This window comes from Photobacterium sp. CCB-ST2H9, from assembly GCF_023151555.2.
GTDB lineage: Bacteria > Pseudomonadota > Gammaproteobacteria > Enterobacterales > Vibrionaceae > Photobacterium.
Map to the genome: position 1 here is coordinate 2,323,935 of NZ_CP100425.1, position 18,535 is coordinate 2,342,469.

Sequence of the window (18,535 nt, forward strand, 5' to 3'; positions counted from 1 at the left end):
ACCAATCAAAAGAACAACGCTGTGTCTTCCGGCTTCGCCTGCTACAATACCGGCATTCTGCTACAGGCTCTGCCACGCCAAGCCTGTTCATTCGATAAGAGAACGGATCATGTCTGCACAACTTTCAGTCATTTTGCAAAATTCTGAGCTCAGTCAGCATTTACTGTCTGAGCATCAAACCCGAGGCTTTGTCACTGCGATGGCTGCTGCCCCGTACCTGCTGGATCCGGCCGAATGGCTGGCCTATCTGTGGGGCGGAGAAGAGACCTCCCCTTTCACCAGCCATGAAGCATTAGAAGAGTATGCCAACGCTATTGTTGAGCTTTGGAATGAATCCAGACAGACGCTGCTTTCAAACACCTGGCAATGGCCTGAAGCCTGTCAGCTTGATGACAAGGAACTGGTGACTGAAGCAACCCGGGAATTTGCGGAGGGTGTGCTACAAGGCTGGCAACTGGCGCGTGACGACTGGGAAACCATCATGCCGGAAAATAGTCAGGACAATGCTTTATTAGGGGGTGTGCTGCTTTCCATCAGTTTGCTGTACGATCCGGAAAGTGCCATGGCGGCACTCACTGAACAAGGTGCAGAAGGATTAGCGCAATTTGAAGAAGTCTACCATGCTGTGCCCCAGATGCTGTGCGGTCTTACCCAACGCGCACAACAACTCACTGATGAAAACCCCTGATCTTTTGATGAGCCTCTGATTCTCGCCTTGTTGAGATGATAAAAAGTTAGGATGAAAAAAGCGGCTTTAAGCCGCTTTTTCTGTATGAGAGCAGTACCTGTTTTGTCAGGCGTTCCCTTTCACTTGCATTTGTAGTGAAGCAGCGAAATCCAGCATGCGGTTTAACGGGATCAGTGATTTTTGACGAATCGCTTCATCAACAAAAATTTCGTGCTGCTCACCGCCTTCACGAAGTGCCGTTTCAATCGCTTTCAAACCGTTCATCGCCATCCAGGGACAATGTGCACAGCTCCGGCAAGTTGCACCTGCCCCCGCTGTTGGTGCTTCGATCAATTCTTTCTCTGGCACCATTTGCTGCATTTTAAAGAAGATGCCTTTATCCGTGGCCACAATCAGTTTTTGCTGTGGCAGGCTCTTCGCTGCTTTAATTAACTGACTGGTCGATCCGACAGCATCTGCTAATGCAACCACACTGGCAGGGGATTCCGGGTGGACTAAAATCGCAGCATCCGGATGTAAGTGTTTCATATCTTTCAGTGCTTTGGCAGAGAACTCGTCATGAACAACGCACTCCCCCTGCCACAGCAACATATCAGCACCGGTTTTTTTCTGGATGTAGCTTCCCAGATGGCGATCCGGCCCCCAGATAATTGGCTTACCTTCGCTATCAAGATGCTCAATAATTTCCAGGGCGATACTTGAAGTCACGACCCAGTCCGCGCGTGCTTTTACCGCTGCTGAGGTATTTGCATAAACAACAACGGTATGATCAGGATGTGCATCGCAGAATTCGGTAAACGCTTCCTCAGGACAGCCCAGGTCCAGGGAACATTCAGCTTCCAGTGTCGGCATCAGAACCTGTTTCTCTGGTGTCAGGATCTTGGCAGATTCCCCCATAAAGCGAACACCGCAAATAATTAAGGTTTTCGCTGGGTGCTGGTTACCAAAGCGTGCCATTTCCAGAGAATCACCAACAAAACCACCGGTTTCTTCAGCCAACGCCTGAATCTCAGGGTCAGTATAATAATGCGCAATCAGCACTGCTTCTTTCTCTTTCAACAGCGCTTTAATTTTCGCTTTATAGTCTTGCTGCTCGTCCACAGTCAGCGGCGTCGGCTTAGGCGGGAATGGGTAAATCATTTCTGTAGGGTCAAATGTCAGACTCATTACGTCTTGCTCTATCGCTCGTCCTTTCAATCCGGGCATTATACACTGCATTAGCAGTGGAGTACCAATACGGATCGCAAAGGATGAAGCTCACCATCAACCCAAAGCGTCACTGGATTGATGGCGAAGATATTCATCTGACTGAATGCAGGAGGTTTACTTCAGTGATTTCAGGCTCTTTGTCGCCTGTTGGGAAGTGGCCGTATTCGGGTATTCTGCAATTACCTGCTGATACAGTTTTTTCGCCTCTTCCGGCTTTTTCTCACGTTCAGCCAGGACGCCCATCTTCAGCAGCGCATCACCACGCTTATTCGAATCTTTGTAATTGGCGACCGACTGGAAATGCGATTTTGCCTCAGACAATTTGTTCTGAGTGAAATACAGCTGCCCCAACCAGTAATGCGCGTTCGCTGCATAGACAGATTCTGGATAAGCTGACAGGAATTCGTTAAACGCAGTAATCGCTCCGGCATAATCCTTTTCTTTAAGGATCAGATTCACGGCCTGGTCATAGGCAGAATTCTCATCAGCATTCGCTGCATAAGACTCGCCGCCAGCCGTCTCTGCCTGGTCGTCTTTTGCTTTCGCCGGTTGCTCACGGCTCAGTTTGTCAATTTCACGATATAGCTCACGCTGACGTTCCAGCATCTGCTTCATATCATAGCTATTTCGTTCAACCATACCGCGCAGTTCACCGACTTCACGGGACAGTTCATCAAGTTGACGCTGCATCTCCAGTTGCATCTGGCTACGCGCTTCAAACATACGTTCCAAACGTTGCAGACTGCTTTCACTGCCAGAGGAGCCTGAATTCAGCTCTGTAACAGGAGCAGGTGCGGCGACCACTGGGGTCGCCGCACCAATCAGCAACGTTAATGCGATGTTTCGCATCATGTTACTGTTCATCTTAATGGCCTTTCATTAGTAAACCAGAACCGAACGACGGTTCTTCGCGTAATCGGCATCAGTGTGGCCCAGTACCAGCGGCTTCTCTTCACCGTAACTTACGATTGAAATCTGGCTTGCAGAAACACCCAGTGCTTGCAGGTATTTAGCAACTGCATTTGCACGGCGCTCACCCAGAGCGATGTTGTACTCAGGTGTACCACGCTCATCGGCGTGACCTTCGACAACAATTTTCACATCGCTGTGGTTACGCAGGTAATCAGCGTGTGCTTCCAGCATTTCCTGGTAGCTGTCCTGAATTTCTGCATTATCAAACTGGAAGTAGATAGTTTGCTCTTGACGCAACTGCTGGTTGCGAACTTCCTGCTCTGACATAGCCGCTGAACCAGAATCTACAGGAGTTACAACAGTAGTCTCTGTACCAGTCGTCGCACCAGCGTTCGTTTGAGCTGCAGAGCTGTCAGTACTTTCAGTAGAGCTACAAGCAGCCAGAGTAAACATTGGCAGCGCAATTGCCAAACCCTTTAAAACTTTATTCAGTTGCATTATTTTTCCTTATATATCGCTTTATTGCGGTGAACCTTATAAAAACGGTCCCCAAGATGGTGCCCTAACTCGACCACTGGTGGCTGGCAAACGGGCTTTGAAACGCCCATCAATAGACACCAGAGACAATTCGTTAGACTTGTTATTTACCGAACTGTAGATAACCATCCCACCGTTCGGCGCAATGCTTGGAGATTCATCCAGGAAAGTCTTGGTCAGAATCTGCAACGCACCAGTTTTCAAATCCTGTTTAGCAATGTTGTAGCCAGAATCCGATCTGTGCACCATCACCAAATAACGCCCATCCGGAGTCAGCTGACCACCGAGGTTTTGCGATCCCTGCCATGTCAGACGCTCAGTCGAACCGTCAGCTAAATTTACTCGATATATCTGAGGTTTACCACCTCTGTCTGACGTGAAGATCATCGATTGACCGCTTGGATCCCAAAACGCTTCAGTGTTGTTCGCTCGTCCGTCAGTCACCTGTTTCATCTTCTTCGTCTGCAAATCCATCACGTAGACCTGCAAACTCCCGCTTTTTGACAGAACCATGGCCAGCTTCCTGCCATCTGGCGAGAATCGAGGAGAGCCATTGTGTCTTGGGAATGAGGCGACCATTTCCCGGGTCCCATTTGTAATATTCATAATAAAAATCTGGGACTGCTGATTTTCAAAGCTGACATAAGCCAGCTGATTCCCATCCGGAGACCAGGATGGCGACATTAATGGCTGTTTCGACTTCAGAACCAGCTGCTCGTTATAACCATCGTAATCAGAAATGCGCAGCTGGTATGGATAGTCTGAGCGATCGTCAATCACGACGTAGGCAATACGCGTCAGAAACGCGCCTTTCTCGCCTGTCAGTTTCTCATAAACCACGTCCGAGATACGGTGCGAGAACTGGCGCAGACGGTTCAGTCTGACCGTCGCACGGTTGTGCAGCAAAATATGATCACTGGTCTGAACCAGCTGGCCATTTTCCAGACCGCGACTTTCGCCATTTGTCAGTTGCCCGCGCACCACATCAATCAGTTTGTAGTTGATGACATAATTCCCGTCGGCATTCTTCGAAACTGAACCTGTCACCAGGGCATCAACACCCATGGCTGTCCATGCGGCGTAATCAATCTCTGCATCTGTCGCTGGTGTCTGCGGCATTTCGCTGGGTGCGACAGGGCTGAATTTACCACTGCGGCGCAAATCAGATGCAATTACAGAAGCCATGTCGACCGGTGCAGCACCATTCCCTTCCCACTGAAACGGAATAATCCCTATAGGCCGGGCAGAGTTAACACCTTCGGTGATCACCAGTTCCAGTTCAGCATGCGCTAATTGACTCATCGTGAGCAGGGCTGCGCACAGGCCCAATATCCAACGTTTCATTTAGCCTTTCCTCTTAACTTACTGGCTTCACGGTTAAGCGAATTGATCGCACTTTCTCCGCCACAGCCGGATCCTCCGGCATCGGGAACTGGCTGACTTTCACAACAGCGGCTTTAGCGGCACGACAAAGACTGTTGTCCCCGCCAACATCCGCAACATCCAGCAACAAGCCGCTTGCCGAAAGGCGCATTTGCAAATTGCATTCTTTCCCGTTAAAACTCGGGTCAGTCAGCAGATTTTGTTGAATCATCTGTTTATAGATTTCACCATACCGAGCAGCTTCATCTGCAATAAACTGCCCTTTCGCTCCGCCACGCTGCTCACTTTCCGCTTCCAGACCAGCGAACATATCATTGAGTGCAGCCTCCTGCTGACGCTGCAACTCTTTTGCTTCTTTCGCCTTCCGTTCAGCTTCCTTTCGGGCAGCTTCAGCTTTACGGGCCGCTTCTTCCGCTTTCTTCTTCGCGGCTAATTTGGCTTTTCGCTCTTCTTCCGCTTTACGGGCAGCCTCTTCAGCGCGTTTTTGCTCTTCAACTTTCTTCTGACGAGCAATTTCAGCCTGACGGGCCGCTTCTTCAGCTTCCTGTTTCGCTTTGAGTTTCACCTGACGTTCAGCTTCGGCTTTCTTCGCAGCTTCACGGGCGACACGTGCTTCTTCGTCCGCCTGACGCTTCTCTTCGGCAGCTTTCGCTTTTTCGCGCGAAATCCGCTCACGTTCAGCATCCGCTTCACGGGCAGCTTTTTCAGCCTGAAGTTTGTCGGCTCTCAATTTACGCAGGCGTTCTTCTTCAGCCTGACGTTGCTGTTCAAGCGCTGCAGCCTGTTGTTCCAGACGCTCTAAACGCTCTTTTTCCGCCTTCTTCGCCGCGTCACGCTGCTCGCGGATCTTGCGGGCTTGCTGATTCACCAGTGCCGGATCGACGACCACAGCCTGAATTGTTGACCCGGCGGGTTTCGGTTTCGATGTGGTAAAATCCGCCCCCCAAATCAACGCAGCAATCAGTACAGCATGAAAAAATAACGAAACGATGATAGCAACTGAGTAGTTGTTTTTTTTCATTGACTTCCCTACTGCTCAAGCGGCTCTGTCATGAGTCCCACAGAGCCAACACCCGCCTGATTTAAGGCATCCAGTGTTTCGATAATGGCTGAATAAGGTACTCTTGCATCACCGCCAACCATCACCGGCGTTTTCGGGTTCAATTGCAACTCTGCTTTCACCCGGGTCAGTAGTTCTGTCAGTGCCAGACCCCGGATCATGTCGCCGTTATCGACACTCAGACCCAGCTGTCCGTCTTTATCCACTTCAACAATGATGGGCGAGCCGCTGTCATTTTCACCAGCCAGTTCTGCTGCTGTTTTTGCCGTATGTGTTGCTGGTAAATCAACATCAACGCCCTGCGTGACGAAAGGCGCTGTGACCATAAAAATGATCAGCAGCACCAGCATGACATCAATGTAAGGCACCACATTGATTTCAGCCGTCATTTTCCGTTTTTTCGGTTGATACGCTGCCATGGTGTTTACTCCTGGTTAGCAGCAAACGCCTGGCGATGCAGGATACTGGAAAACTCTTCCATGAAAGTCGCGTAGTTGTGTTCCAGCTTAGAAACTTTGTTCGACAGACGGTTATAGAACATGACCGCCGGAATGGCAGCAAACAGGCCCATAGCTGTGGCAACCAGCGCTTCGGCAATACCCGGTGCAACCATCGACAGGGTAGCCTGCTTCACCGCACCCAGCGCAATAAACGCATGCATAATCCCCCACACTGTACCGAACAGACCGATGTATGGGCTGATAGAACCAACGGTGGCCAAAAATGGCAGATGCGTTTCCATGTCTTCAACTTCACGGGACAAAGACACACGCATCGCACGGCCGGCACCTTCCATCACGGATTCCGGTGCTTTACCGTTATTCCGGTGCAGTCGGGCAAATTCTTTAAAACCCGCGTAAAAAATCTGTTCAGTTCCGCTCAGGTTATCTTTGCGACTTTGTACTTCCTGAAACAGATGAGACAAGTCAATGCCTGACCAGAAGCGGTCTTCAAAACGTTCCGCTTTCGCCGTTGCCTGAGACAGGACCTGAGAGCGCTTGAAAATCAGCGCCCAGGAGATGACCGACATGCCCAGCAGGATCAGCATCACAATCTTGACCAGCAGGCTCGCCTGCAAAAACAAATCCAGAATAGAAAGTTCAGCACTCACTTAGGCTATCTCCGACAATATATTCTTTGGTATCACAATGGGTTTCATTGTTTGAGGGTTGACACAGGCTACCTGAACAGTGGCTTTACACAAGAACTGCCCCTCATTGTTTACTAAAACCTGACAAAATTCGATCGAGGCGCGGCGCACCTGGAGCGGCCAGGTACGAACCTTGAGCTGATCGTCTAATCGTGCGCCTTTCAGGAAATTGATGTCCATATGGCTGACCACAAAGCTGTAACCCTGGTCCAGCATGTCCTGTAAGCTGACTCCGAAGCTTCTGAAAAGTTCAGTTCTGCTTCGCTCAAAGAACTTGAGATAGTTGGCATGATAAACAATCCCGCCAGTGTCCGTATCTTCGATATAGATGGTAATAGGCCACTCAAAGGCGTTTTCTTCCGTCATCCGAATACCACTGTGATGATGCATGTTGGACGCCAAAATTATGACGTCTGAGAAAAATTTTCAGCGGTAACTATACCGGAGTTAATTTACAGAATGAAACTCTCAGCCCTTCCCCGGCTTAATTTCCTTTCAATTTTTGACCCTGATGGAATTTTATTAATTTCTCAGGGCATAAAAAATACGGCCCGCAATGAAAGCGGGCCGTATCATGGACAACAATTTTGCTTCAGCTCAGACGAAGCCAGAGGATCACGGCCAGTACAGGTAAGGCAATATAGGGGCTGAACAGTACCTGCCAGTACCACCGGCGCGGCACAAAACCGACGCCAAAAATCATAGCAGTACAGCAAGACCAGATCAGCGCAGGTGAAACGACTGGACCAAAACCGCCAATCTCACGTGCAAACAGCACCGGGTCCCACATCACCAAACCGCCGGTAGCCAGCCCCATCACCAGGGCAAGCAACCGAAGCGGACTGCAGGCCAGCCACGCATGGCTGTTCTTGACCCACAGATCAATCCTATGACTCAATATCTGACTCATCATTCGCATCCATGTTCTCTGTCGTTTCCAGCCACAGCGCATTGATGATGCCAAATGAACAGGCTAACAGGACTCCCAGAATCCAGGCGAAATACCACATTGTAAGCCTCCTTAGTACAGTGAATTCTTGTTGTCTTCGATAAACTGCTTATCGAGACGACCAAACATTTTGTAATAACACCAGCAGGTGTAGCCCAGGATGATTGGCACCATCACAAAGGCAACGCCGGTCATAATCTTCAGCGTCAACTCACTGGACGTTGCATCCCACATTGTCAGGCTATGTGACGGAATCTCGCTGGATGGCATGATGAACGGGAACATGGCAAAACCAAAGGTCAGGATGATGCCCGCCATGGTCAGACTGGAGAACAGGAACGCAAAACCGGCACGCTCCATACGGGAAGCCAGGACAGTCAGCAATGGCATCACAATACCCAGTGCCGGCGCCAGCCACAGCAGCGGCTGTGCATTGAAATTATCCATCAGGGCGCCCGTTTTACGCAGAACTTCTTTGTTCAGCGGGTTGGATGCCGCATCTCTGACCAGGTCAGTCACGACAACATAGCCTTCAAGGTTTTTCGCCCAGAATCCCGCCAGAATGAAAGCAACCATGGTCATCAATGCCGTAATTGAAGCAACATTGCGAGAACGGGTGTGCAGTTCATCTTTGGTTTTCATCTGCAGATAAACCGCACCCTGCGTGATGATCATGGCCAGGCTGACCACACCGCACAGCAACGCAAAAGGATTCAGCAGTGCAAAGAATGATCCTTTGTAGGTTGGAATCAGCAAATCACTCAGGACAAAAGGCACGCCCTGCAGCAGGTTTCCGAAGGCCACACCAAAGATCACAGGCGGTACCAGACTGCCAATGAAGATGGCGCGGTCCCACAGGTTCCGCCATTTCGGATCTTCAATTTTTGAGCGATAGTCAAAACCAATCGGACGCAGCCACAATGCCGCCAGGGTGACAAGCATCGCCAGATAGAACCCTGAGAAAGCTGTCGCATACACCAGTGGCCAAGCTGCGAACAGCGCACCACCTGCAGTAATTAACCAAACCTGGTTACCGTCCCAGTGAGGGGCAATCGAGTTAATCATGATACGGCGCTCGGTATCAGTTTTACCGATCACATTGGTCAGAACACCAACCCCCATATCAAAACCATCCGTCACTGCAAAACCGATGCACAGCACACCGATCAGCAGCCACCAGATCAGACGTAACATTTCATAATCAAACATTTATTATTCTCCTGTCCGACACTGATTACTTCATGACCGGATTTTCAGTCAAATCATACGGCGCTGGATTCTGCTCAAAATGGTAACGGCCGGTTTTCAGGCTGCTTGGACCCAGACGAGCAAATTTCAGCATCAGATACACTTCCGCGACCAGGAAACAGGTGTACAGCGTAATAATCGCGGCCATTGACGTCAGGATATCCGATGCTGCCAGATTAGAAGCGGCCATACTGGTTGGCAGAATTTCACCGACTGCCCATGGCTGACGACCGTACTCTGCGACAAACCAACCGGCTTCAACAGCGATCCAAGGCAGTGGAATCGAGTAAAGTGCCGCACGAAGTACCCATTTTTTCTCGGTAATTTTGTGACGGCAGGTCTGAATAAAGGCAGCACCAAACACACCCAGCATGATAAAGCCACAGGCCACCATGATTCGGAAGCTCCAGAACAGCGGCCATACGGTCGGCAATGAGTCAGCCGCAGCGTTGGCAATGTCTTCCTCAGTTGCATCAACAACTTTATCTGTATACGGCTTCAGCAGCAGGCCGTAACCCAGGTCTTTTTTCACTTCATCGAAGGCTGCAATGTTTTCCGGCGATTTGTCACCAGCGCGCAGTTTTTCAAGCAGACCATACGCGACCATCCCGTTACGGATACGCACTTCGTGCTCATCTTTCAGATCACGAAGACCCGTCACTTCGGTGTCGATAGAGCGCGTTGCGATAATCCCCATCACGTACGGAATTTTAATCGCATAATCTGTGTGCATGGTTTCCTGATTCGGAATACCAAACAGTGTAAAGGCTGCCGGCGCTTCTTCTGTGTTCCATTCGGCTTCAATCGCTGCCAGTTTGGCTTTCTGGACGTCACCCAGCTCATAACCGGACTCATCACCCAGCACGATCACAGACAGAATCGATGCCATACCGAAAGAAGCTGCGATCGCGAAAGAACGTCGTGCAAACGGAATATCACGGCCTTTCAGCATGTAGTAGGAGCTGATACCCAGAACAAACATAGCACCGGTGACATAACCAGATGCGACAGTGTGAACAAATTTCACCTGAGCAACAGGGTTGAAGACAACTTCAGCAAAGCTCACCATTTCCATACGCATGGTTTCAAAGTTGAACTCTGCACCGACCGGGTTTTGCATCCAGCCATTTGCAACCAGAATCCACAGTGCGGAGAAGTTTGAGCCCAGTGCAACCAGCCAGGTGACCACCAGGTGCTGACGTTTGGTCAGGCGATCCCAACCGAAGAAAAACAGGCCGACAAAAGTGGATTCAAGGAAAAAGGCAATGAGCGCTTCAATGGCCAGAGGGGCGCCGAAGATATCACCGACGTAATGAGAGTAGTAGGCCCAGTTCGTACCGAACTGAAATTCCATGGTGAGACCTGTCGCCACACCCAGTGCAAAGTTGATGGCAAAAAGCTTACCCCAGAACTTGGTCATGTCCTTATAGATCTGCTTTCCTGTCATCACATACACAGACTCCATGATGGCAAGCAGGAACGCCATGCCTAAAGTCAGAGGGACGAACAAAAAGTGGTACATCGCAGTCATTGCGAACTGTAACCGCGATAGTTCGACGATATCAAACATGATAACTCCTTAAGTCACCAGTCAGCTGGTAACGTACGACATTGTAGATAGAGTACGCCCGGATAGCTCTCGTGCTGGCCGTTTTCACCTGCTGAAAATGACAGCATTCCCAGACTATTAATTATACCGCGCAATACTCATCGTAAGGCTTCGCAAAAATTTCCAGCCTAAATACCTGCGTGATCCTGAACCCTCATCCGGCAGCCCTTCAGGGGATTTCACAGATGTTGCAGGCTTGTTTCGAATTATTGATTTTAATGTAAAACCATAACTCCCCAAGCTGTAACTCATACTACTGACTTCATTGTTGAGGTTCAAAGATATTTGTAAAAAAACGCATGAACCCGCAAAACAACAGACGATTTAAATGGCATAAAATCAGCTTTACCTTGCGATAGATCAAACTTTTCATCATTGCATAGCGGTGTAGATAACACTTTAAAAAAATGTGACTTTTCAGCAATAAAACACGATTTTCCGCAAAATTATTCACATCAACTCGGCGCCAAAAACCAGAGAAATTCACGTAAAATTTCTCAGTAAAACAGCCATGGATTGATTGCATAACTATTGCTCCCTCTTTATCAAAACAAGTGCTAATACAACGTATTTAAAATCCACAGCACAAAACTTTCAGATTAGTTTTTTTTAATGATGAATACACTTCACCACCAACCATCCACCGAATGTAACACCAGCAGATGCAGCCAGTATTGATGTCCTGAAAGCATTTCAAGCCACTTTGTTATTAACATTTTCATGTGTAATCACGTAGACCTTGCTCGCATTTTAAACAATGCGCTGGGTCAAACATGCTTCTGCTGGTGATCCGATTTATCCGTCATAAGCCGCAAATTTTGACATGCAACGACCCCGCATCCAGCCTCAGTCCAGACTCGCATGTGCCAGTCAGCCGCTCCCCTTCACGCAAATGTTAAAAATCCTCACCGGATTTTGCGCTTAAACCCAACAATGCCCGGATAAAAAACAAACAAAAACGGAGCCTTGCGGCTCCGTTTTTAACATTTGATGATCCCGGATTTTCAGCTCTCAGGCAAATCCAGCCCGAAGTGAAGGTAAGCGCGCTGCGTCGCAATTCTCCCTCTCGGAGTGCGTTGCAGATACCCCTGCTGAATCAGATAAGGCTCCAGCACATCTTCAATGGTATCCCGCTCTTCACCAATCGCGGCAGCCAAGTTATCGAGACCCACCGGGCCCCCCATGAACTTATCGATAATAGCCATGAGCAACTTTCGGTCCATGTAATCAAAGCCGCTGCTGTCGACATCCAGCATATCCAGCGCCTGACTTGCGATGTCCGCACTGATATGGCCGTTTCCTTTCACCTCGGCATAGTCCCGAACCCGACGCAGAAGCCGGTTGGCAATCCGCGGTGTGCCCCGGGAACGCCGTGCTATCTCAAGCGCACCTTCAGTCACCATCGACAGGCCGAGACAATTCGCACTGCGCTGAACAATGTCCTGCAAATCAGCAACTTTGTAGTATTCCAGACGCTGGGTGATTCCGAAACGATCCCGCAACGGTGACGTCAGAGAACCCGCTCTTGTGGTCGCACCGACCAGCGTAAAAGGGGGCAGATCAATCTTAATGGAACGCGCTGCCGGTCCTTCACCAATCATGATATCGAGCTGATAATCTTCCATCGCCGGATACAGCACTTCTTCAACCTGAGGGCTGAGGCGGTGGATCTCATCGATAAACAGCACGTCATTTTCTTCAAGGTTGGTCAGCAAAGCAGCCAGATCCCCCGCTTTTTCAAGCACAGGGCCGGAAGTCGTCCGGATACTCACGCCCATTTCATTCGCGACAATGTTTGCCAGCGTCGTTTTACCCAGCCCGGGCGGACCAAAGATCAACAGGTGGTCCAGCGCCTCAGAACGCAGTTTCGCAGCCTGAATAAAGATCTCCATCTGGCTGCGAACATGATCCTGTCCTTGATAATCCTGAAGCAGCTTCGGACGGATGGCGCGGTCAATCACCTCCTCTTCTTTATTCAGGGGGTAATTACCGGAAACCAGACGGTCAGCTTCTATCATAACGCCTCACTCAATTACACCATGGAACGCAAAGCTTCACGGATTATCGTTTCACTCTGCATGCCTTCCTGTGCAACCTGAGCCACAACTTTCGAGGCCATCTGTGGTTTATAGCCCAATGCAACCAGTGCACTCACCGCTTCATCCTCGGCACGGTTCTGCGCCGATACCATTGGCTGAGCCTGGCTGGCAGCCGTATCCAGTGCAGGTGTAAACAAATCACCCTCACCCCAGCCTTTGAGACGATCTTTCATCTCAACCAGCAGGCGCTCGGCTGTTTTCTTACCCACACCCGGAATTTTCACCAGCGTCGTCACATCTTCATTTTCAACACACAGTACAAACTGACTGGCTGTCATGGCAGACAGAATCGCCAGTCCCAGTTTCGGACCGACACCATTGGCCTTAATCACTTCCCGAAACAGATCGCGTTCGCTTTTCTTATTAAAGCCGTACAGCAGCTGGGCATCTTCACGCACCACAAAATGTGTGGCGATCGTCACTTCCTTTCCCGGCTCCGGCAACTCGTAAAAGCAGCTCATCGGCATCTGGACTTCGTATCCGAGACCACCGGCTTCAATCACCACTTCCGGTGGCTGTTTTTCTATGATGATTCCACGTAATCGGCCAATCACTGCCTTGCCTCTATCTCGCAAACAAAATTGGCCCTAGGATAATCAAGTGCTGGATGGATATCCAGCCCTTTATCGGTGCAGCAATGAGATTAGTGGCGCACCTCAAACTGTCTGGCGGGAGACCAGTGCATTCAGACTGTCAGCCAGTCCTTTCAGGGTTTCAACCCGGCGGGTCAGCTCTGCGCCCTGCAATGCAACCTGATCAGACACCTGATTGGTTTGAACCACACTTTGCGCCACATCAGTGCTCGTTTGGTTAAGCTCTTTTAACGACTGAACCTGACCACCCAGCGTCTCTGCCAGCTGATTGACATCATCAGACAGCCCGGTGATCTCCGTGATAATCCGGCCCAGTTCAGTTGCAGTGGCATGAATGACTTTCTGCCCCAGCTCAACTTCCGTTTTGCTTTTTTCAAGTAATCCTCTGATTTCCGTCGCTGACGCATTACTCTTTGCCGAAAGTTTACGGACTTCATCCGCCACCACAGCAAAACCACGGCCGAATTCTCCGGCACGCGCCGCTTCAATTGCAGCATTCAGCGCCAGCAGGTTGGTTTGCTCCGCAACCGCGGTAATCAGATCCGCAGCCATCATCACTTCATTATTACTGTTCTGAATTCGTGCAATGGCATCTGTTGACGCCTCCAGCGACGCAGAACTGTTTTGTGCCTGCTGTTCAATCGTTTTACTTTTCTGCCTGAGCTCAATCACGAATCGATCCGACTCATCCAGACTCTCGGTCATTTGTTCAAGTTGCTGACTCATCTGCTCGGCAGCACTGGCCTGAGACAGACAATTCTGATTGAGGTCTTTCACCTGACCGTGAAGGACATCCGACTGCGCTTCCAGCTCTTCCGACACCTGAGCCAGCTGACCGGCATTATCACTGGCTCGGGTCATGATATCCGCCAGCGCCTGTTCACCGTGTTTTGCCTGCTCAGCCAGTGAATAACTGGCCCGTTCAGCCTCAAAGGACTTCGTCAGTGCCGCTTCACGCTGCCGCACGGTAAAAGACTGCGCAATCCCGATCACGACCAGCGGCAACAGCAGCCCGGACCAGGTCTCCAGTTGCTCCGCGGCTGGCGTCAGCACAAGATGCGGAAAATCATGCCCCGCCAGATGTTCTTTGACCATCCAGGCCGAAATCAGCACAACCACGGCACTCCAGACCATCGCCGTTACCGGCCTTGCGGCCAGAAAAAAGGCAACGATCAGTAATGGCATCCAGAACGCCTGGGTCGATACCACAAGACCACCGCTCTGATACACAATATTGACGGCGTGAATCACCATGCCAAGAAAGCCGACATTAATTGCCAACTCAACCTGTTTCAGCCACCGGACAATCAGGCCGGCACAAATTTCACAGCCAATGAGCGTCACCGAGGTCATCACCAGACTGGTGTGCGAATGACTGGCCCATTTTATCCAGCTGTAGAGACCAACAAAAAAAGAGATGAGGGTGAAAAATAGCAGGGTATCAACCAAGCGGGCCTGTTCGCCTTGCCACTCTTCCGATGAGGGAAGGAACAGACCACGCCAGAATGCGACTGGGGACATGAGGTTATCCTTGTCTTTGTTTTTATTAGAGCTTCAACAGAGCTCCGACCACTATATTCCAGCTAACAAGGAAGTAACAAAGAAAAAAGCAGCACTAAGCTGCTTTTTTTGATCTGTTCTACACAACGAATACCCTGAAAGGATATCCGCCGGATTTGGATAAACGTCCGGTACTATCTGTACCGGCCCCGACGGGATCCGGTTGCTTGCCCAGCCATTGCGGCCAGCGTTTTGTAGGTATGCGCATGACAAATTGCCACAGCCAGTGCATCCGCTGCGTCCGCCTGGGGTTTGCCGGGCAGTTTCAGCATATGGCAGACCATGTGCTGCACCTGGACTTTATCCGCACTGCCCTTGCCGACGACCGCCTGTTTGATCAGGCGCGCCGCATATTCGTTTACCGGCAAATGCGCGTTCACCGCTGCCACAATCGCACTGCCCCGCGCCTGCCCAAGCTTCAGCGCTGAACTGGCGTTCTTGCCCATGAAGACTTCTTCAATCGCAAAGGCATCCGGACGGAACTGAGTGATCACTTCGGTAACTCCGGCATAAATCTGATGCAAGCGCCCCGGAATATCCTCACAGCTGGTACGAATGCAACCGCTGCCCAGATATTCCAGTTGTCTGCCCACCTGACGAATCACACCATAACCGGTAATTCTGGAGCCGGGGTCAATCCCTAAAATAATAGCCATCTGACTTACAGCTGCGCTGCCACCTCATCGGAGATATCACCGTTATGGTATACCTCCTGCACATCGTCCAGATCTTCAAGCACATCAATCAGACGCAGGAGTTTCGGTGCGGTTTCTGCATCCAGATCGGCTTTGGTCGACGGGACCAGCGTCACTTCAGCGTTCTGCGCTTCAAAACCGGCACTGTCGAGTGCGTCTTTCACGGCACCAAAATCTGCCGGTGTGGTGTAAACATCAATGGAGCCGTCATCGTTACTTTCCACGTCATCCGCACCACCTTCCAGTGCTGCTTCCATGACTGCATCTTCATCCAGCCCCGGCGCGTATGAAATCACACCTTTTTTATCAAAGAGATAGCTGACGCTTCCATCCGTACCCAGATTGCCACCAGCTTTACTGAATGCATGGCGAACCCCGGAAACAGTCCGGTTACGGTTGTCCGTCATACACTCCACCATGACAGCAGTACCGCCCGGGCCGTAACCTTCATAAATCACGGTTTCAACGTTATCGTCACCCTCGCCACCCGCACCACGACTGATGGCACGATTAATGGTGTCGCGGGTCATATTATTTGAGAGTGCTTTATCGACTGCAGCACGCAGGCGCGGGTTACTTTCGGCTTCCGGTCCGCCTTCTTTGGCAGCGACCACAATTTCCCGGATTAATTTTGTGAAGATTTTACCGCGTTTCGCGTCTTGTGCTGCTTTACGGTGTTTGATGTTGGCCCATTTACTATGACCTGCCATAACAATTCTCCGATTGTCTGCTCCCCGAAGGGAACGAATGTACTTTGAGGTTGTTTCCCGGAATCATGTCACCGGGAGGCGTTGATCACTGTTCAGAACACGGTGTGAAATCGTTCATGTGATGGTATGAAGTTTAAAATACAATGTCTTGAAGAGTGATCGGGCTGGCAGAACAGCCAGCCCGGAATAAGCCGATCAGGCTTCAGCTTTTTCTGCGTCTTTCGCCGCAACTTTCACTGCAATGGCCAGTTCTTCCAGCGCCGCCGGATTCGCCAGGCTTGGTGCGTCGGTCATCAGACACGCTGCCGCCGTGGTTTTCGGGAAAGCAATCACGTCACGGATGTTTTCTGTACCGCACAGCAGCATCACCAGACGGTCCAGACCGAACGCCAGACCCGCATGCGGCGGCGTACCGAATTTCAGTGCATCCAGCAGGAAGCCGAATTTCAGTTGCTGTTCTGCTGCATCAATACCCAGAATGTTGAACACAGCCGCCTGCATATCTGCATTGTGGATACGGACTGAACCGCCGCCCACTTCATAACCGTTAATCACCATATCGTAGGCATTCGAGTTTGCCGCTGCCGGATTTGCAGCCAGCTCTTCAGCCGTCACACCCAGTGGTGAAGTGAACGGGTGGTGCATCGCATGCAGGTTCCCTTCGTCATCTTCTTCAAACATCGGGAAGTCAACCACCCACAGCGGCGCCCATGCAGACTCATTCGTGATACCCAGGTCTTTACCCAGTTTCAGGCGCAGCGCACCAATGGCTTCGGCCACTACGTTCGCTTTATCTGCACCGAACAGAATGATATCGCCAGATTGTGCACCTGTACGTTCGATGATGGCGTGGATGATCTCTTCTGTCAGGAATTTCGCAACCGGAGACTGAATGCCTTCCATGCCCGCGCTCAGATCGTTCACTTTCAGCCATGCCAGACCTTTCGCGCCGTAGATAGCCACGAACGCAGTGTATTCGTCGATTTGCTTACGTGTCAGCGCTGCACCGCCAGGGACACGCAGTGCTGCAACACGGCCTTTTTCATCATTTGCCGGACCGGAGAACACTTTGAAATCCACATCTTTCAGCAGATCCGCTACATCGACCAGTTCCATTGGGTTACGCAGGTCAGGTTTATCAGAACCGTAACGGCGCATGGCTTCTTCATACTTCATGATCGGGAACGCGCCCAGATCAACATTCAGCAGTTCCTGCCACATGTCTTTGATCATTTTTTCAGTGACGGCGCGCACTTCTTCCGCACTCATGAAAGACGTTTCGATATCGATCTGAGTGAATTCCGGCTGACGGTCAGCACGCAGGTCTTCATCACGGAAACATTTCACGATCTGGTAGTAACGGTCGAAACCAGACATCATCAGCAGCTGTTTGAACAACTGAGGCGACTGAGGCAGTGCATAGAAGCTGCCTTTATGAACACGGCTCGGCACCAGGTAGTCACGGGCACCTTCTGGCGTTGCTTTTGTCAGAACCGGCGTTTCTATATCCAGGAAACCGTTCTCATCGAGGAAACGACGCACAAAACTTGAGGCTTTCGCGCGCAGCTTGATGCGGTCACTCATTTCCGGACGACGCAGGTCCAGATAACGATACTTCAGACGCTGCTCTTCAGTGTTCTTCTGATTGAAATCCAGCGGCAGAACATCGGAACGGTTGATGATTTCCAGACCTTTGGCAATCACTTCCACTTCACCGGTCGCCATGTCTTTGTTGATCTGGCTGTCCGGACGCAGACGGACTTCACCGGTCAGACGGATACAAAATTCATGACGCAGATGGTTCGCAACCTCGAAGATATCTTTCATATCCGGGTCAACCACTACCTGAACAATGCCTTCGCGATCTCGCATATCAATAAAAATAAGACCGCCTAAATCACGACGGCGGTTTACCCAGCCGCAAAGCTCCACGGTTTGTCCCGCATGGGACTTGTTCAGGTGACCACAATATTGGGTGCGCATAAGAATTTCCCGATCTGTTTACTTTCAATCCTGTGTGTCCGTCTGCAAAAGAGAATGACAGACACCAACTGTGCCAATTCCGGCCGTGATTTCCTCACCACAATCGGAGGATTTAACGCCCGGAACAAAATAACGAGGCATTATAAATGA

19 protein-coding genes are annotated in these 18,535 nt (G+C 50.4%); 1 reads left to right on the forward strand and 18 read right to left on the reverse strand.

Annotated features, from left to right (window positions below; all coding sequences use genetic code 11):
- Positions 1-109: 109 nt before the first annotated feature.
- Positions 110-688: a UPF0149 family protein gene (locus L4174_RS10800; RefSeq protein ID WP_248140820.1), complete on the forward strand. Its 579-nt coding sequence runs from the start codon at positions 110-112 to the stop codon at positions 686-688.
- 105 nt (positions 689-793) lie between these two features.
- Here L4174_RS10800 and nadA read toward each other — a convergent pair whose 3' ends face one another.
- From nadA to aspS, 18 genes are all read right to left on the reverse strand, one after another.
- A complete protein-coding gene (gene nadA / locus L4174_RS10805; RefSeq protein WP_248140822.1) occupies positions 794-1,855 on the reverse strand; it encodes a quinolinate synthase NadA in 1,062 nt (353 codons plus the stop codon).
- A 156-nt stretch (positions 1,856-2,011) separates the two neighbouring features.
- Complete coding sequence (gene ybgF / locus L4174_RS10810) at positions 2,012-2,761, reverse strand: tol-pal system protein YbgF (RefSeq protein WP_248140824.1); 750 nt, start codon at positions 2,759-2,761, stop codon at positions 2,012-2,014.
- Between the two features lie 15 nt (positions 2,762-2,776).
- A complete protein-coding gene (gene pal, locus L4174_RS10815) occupies positions 2,777-3,307 on the reverse strand; it encodes a peptidoglycan-associated lipoprotein Pal (protein WP_248140826.1) in 531 nt (176 codons plus the stop codon).
- A gap of 36 nt (positions 3,308-3,343) precedes the next feature.
- Complete coding sequence (gene tolB / locus L4174_RS10820) at positions 3,344-4,690, reverse strand: Tol-Pal system beta propeller repeat protein TolB (protein WP_248140828.1); 1,347 nt, start codon at positions 4,688-4,690, stop codon at positions 3,344-3,346.
- A 13-nt stretch (positions 4,691-4,703) separates the two neighbouring features.
- Entirely contained in the window at positions 4,704-5,750 is a 1,047-nt protein-coding gene (gene tolA / locus L4174_RS10825; protein WP_248140830.1) for a cell envelope integrity protein TolA, read from the reverse strand.
- A gap of 8 nt (positions 5,751-5,758) precedes the next feature.
- Positions 5,759-6,208 carry a protein TolR gene (gene tolR, locus L4174_RS10830; RefSeq protein ID WP_248140832.1) on the reverse strand — a complete coding sequence of 150 codons (450 nt, stop codon included), beginning with the start codon at positions 6,206-6,208 and terminating at the stop codon, positions 5,759-5,761.
- 5 nt (positions 6,209-6,213) lie between these two features.
- Positions 6,214-6,900, reverse strand: coding sequence for a protein TolQ (gene tolQ, locus L4174_RS10835; RefSeq protein ID WP_248140834.1), 687 nt, complete (start codon positions 6,898-6,900; stop codon positions 6,214-6,216).
- The gene (gene ybgC, locus L4174_RS10840) at positions 6,901-7,305 is read right to left on the reverse strand and encodes a tol-pal system-associated acyl-CoA thioesterase (RefSeq protein ID WP_248140836.1); all 405 of its coding nucleotides are present in this window, start codon (positions 7,303-7,305) and stop codon (positions 6,901-6,903) included.
- A 226-nt stretch (positions 7,306-7,531) separates the two neighbouring features.
- Positions 7,532-7,837 carry a cyd operon protein YbgE gene (ybgE, locus tag L4174_RS10845; RefSeq protein WP_248140838.1) on the reverse strand — a complete coding sequence of 102 codons (306 nt, stop codon included), beginning with the start codon at positions 7,835-7,837 and terminating at the stop codon, positions 7,532-7,534.
- Positions 7,827-7,949: a cytochrome bd-I oxidase subunit CydX gene (cydX, locus tag L4174_RS10850; protein WP_248140839.1), complete on the reverse strand. Its 123-nt coding sequence runs from the start codon at positions 7,947-7,949 to the stop codon at positions 7,827-7,829. Before cydX ends, ybgE begins: the two co-directional genes overlap by 11 nt.
- Positions 7,950-7,960: 11 nt before the next feature.
- Positions 7,961-9,097, reverse strand: coding sequence for a cytochrome d ubiquinol oxidase subunit II (gene cydB / locus L4174_RS10855; RefSeq protein WP_248140841.1), 1,137 nt, complete (start codon positions 9,095-9,097; stop codon positions 7,961-7,963).
- A gap of 25 nt (positions 9,098-9,122) precedes the next feature.
- Positions 9,123-10,706, reverse strand: coding sequence for a cytochrome ubiquinol oxidase subunit I (cydA, locus tag L4174_RS10860; RefSeq protein ID WP_248140842.1), 1,584 nt, complete (start codon positions 10,704-10,706; stop codon positions 9,123-9,125).
- Between the two features lie 1,043 nt (positions 10,707-11,749).
- On the reverse strand, positions 11,750-12,763 hold the full coding sequence (gene ruvB, locus L4174_RS10865; RefSeq protein WP_248140843.1) for a Holliday junction branch migration DNA helicase RuvB: 1,014 nt from the start codon (positions 12,761-12,763) through the stop codon (positions 11,750-11,752).
- 14 nt (positions 12,764-12,777) lie between these two features.
- Positions 12,778-13,398: a Holliday junction branch migration protein RuvA gene (gene ruvA, locus L4174_RS10870; protein ID WP_248140844.1), complete on the reverse strand. Its 621-nt coding sequence runs from the start codon at positions 13,396-13,398 to the stop codon at positions 12,778-12,780.
- Between the two features lie 102 nt (positions 13,399-13,500).
- A complete protein-coding gene (locus tag L4174_RS10875) occupies positions 13,501-14,958 on the reverse strand; it encodes a methyl-accepting chemotaxis protein (protein WP_248140845.1) in 1,458 nt (485 codons plus the stop codon).
- A 173-nt stretch (positions 14,959-15,131) separates the two neighbouring features.
- The gene (ruvC, locus tag L4174_RS10880; protein WP_248140846.1) at positions 15,132-15,653 is read right to left on the reverse strand and encodes a crossover junction endodeoxyribonuclease RuvC; all 522 of its coding nucleotides are present in this window, start codon (positions 15,651-15,653) and stop codon (positions 15,132-15,134) included.
- A 5-nt stretch (positions 15,654-15,658) separates the two neighbouring features.
- On the reverse strand, positions 15,659-16,402 hold the full coding sequence (locus tag L4174_RS10885; protein WP_248140847.1) for a YebC/PmpR family DNA-binding transcriptional regulator: 744 nt from the start codon (positions 16,400-16,402) through the stop codon (positions 15,659-15,661).
- A gap of 195 nt (positions 16,403-16,597) precedes the next feature.
- Positions 16,598-18,385, reverse strand: coding sequence for an aspartate--tRNA ligase (gene aspS, locus L4174_RS10890; protein ID WP_248140849.1), 1,788 nt, complete (start codon positions 18,383-18,385; stop codon positions 16,598-16,600).
- Positions 18,386-18,535: the final 150 nt, after the last annotated feature.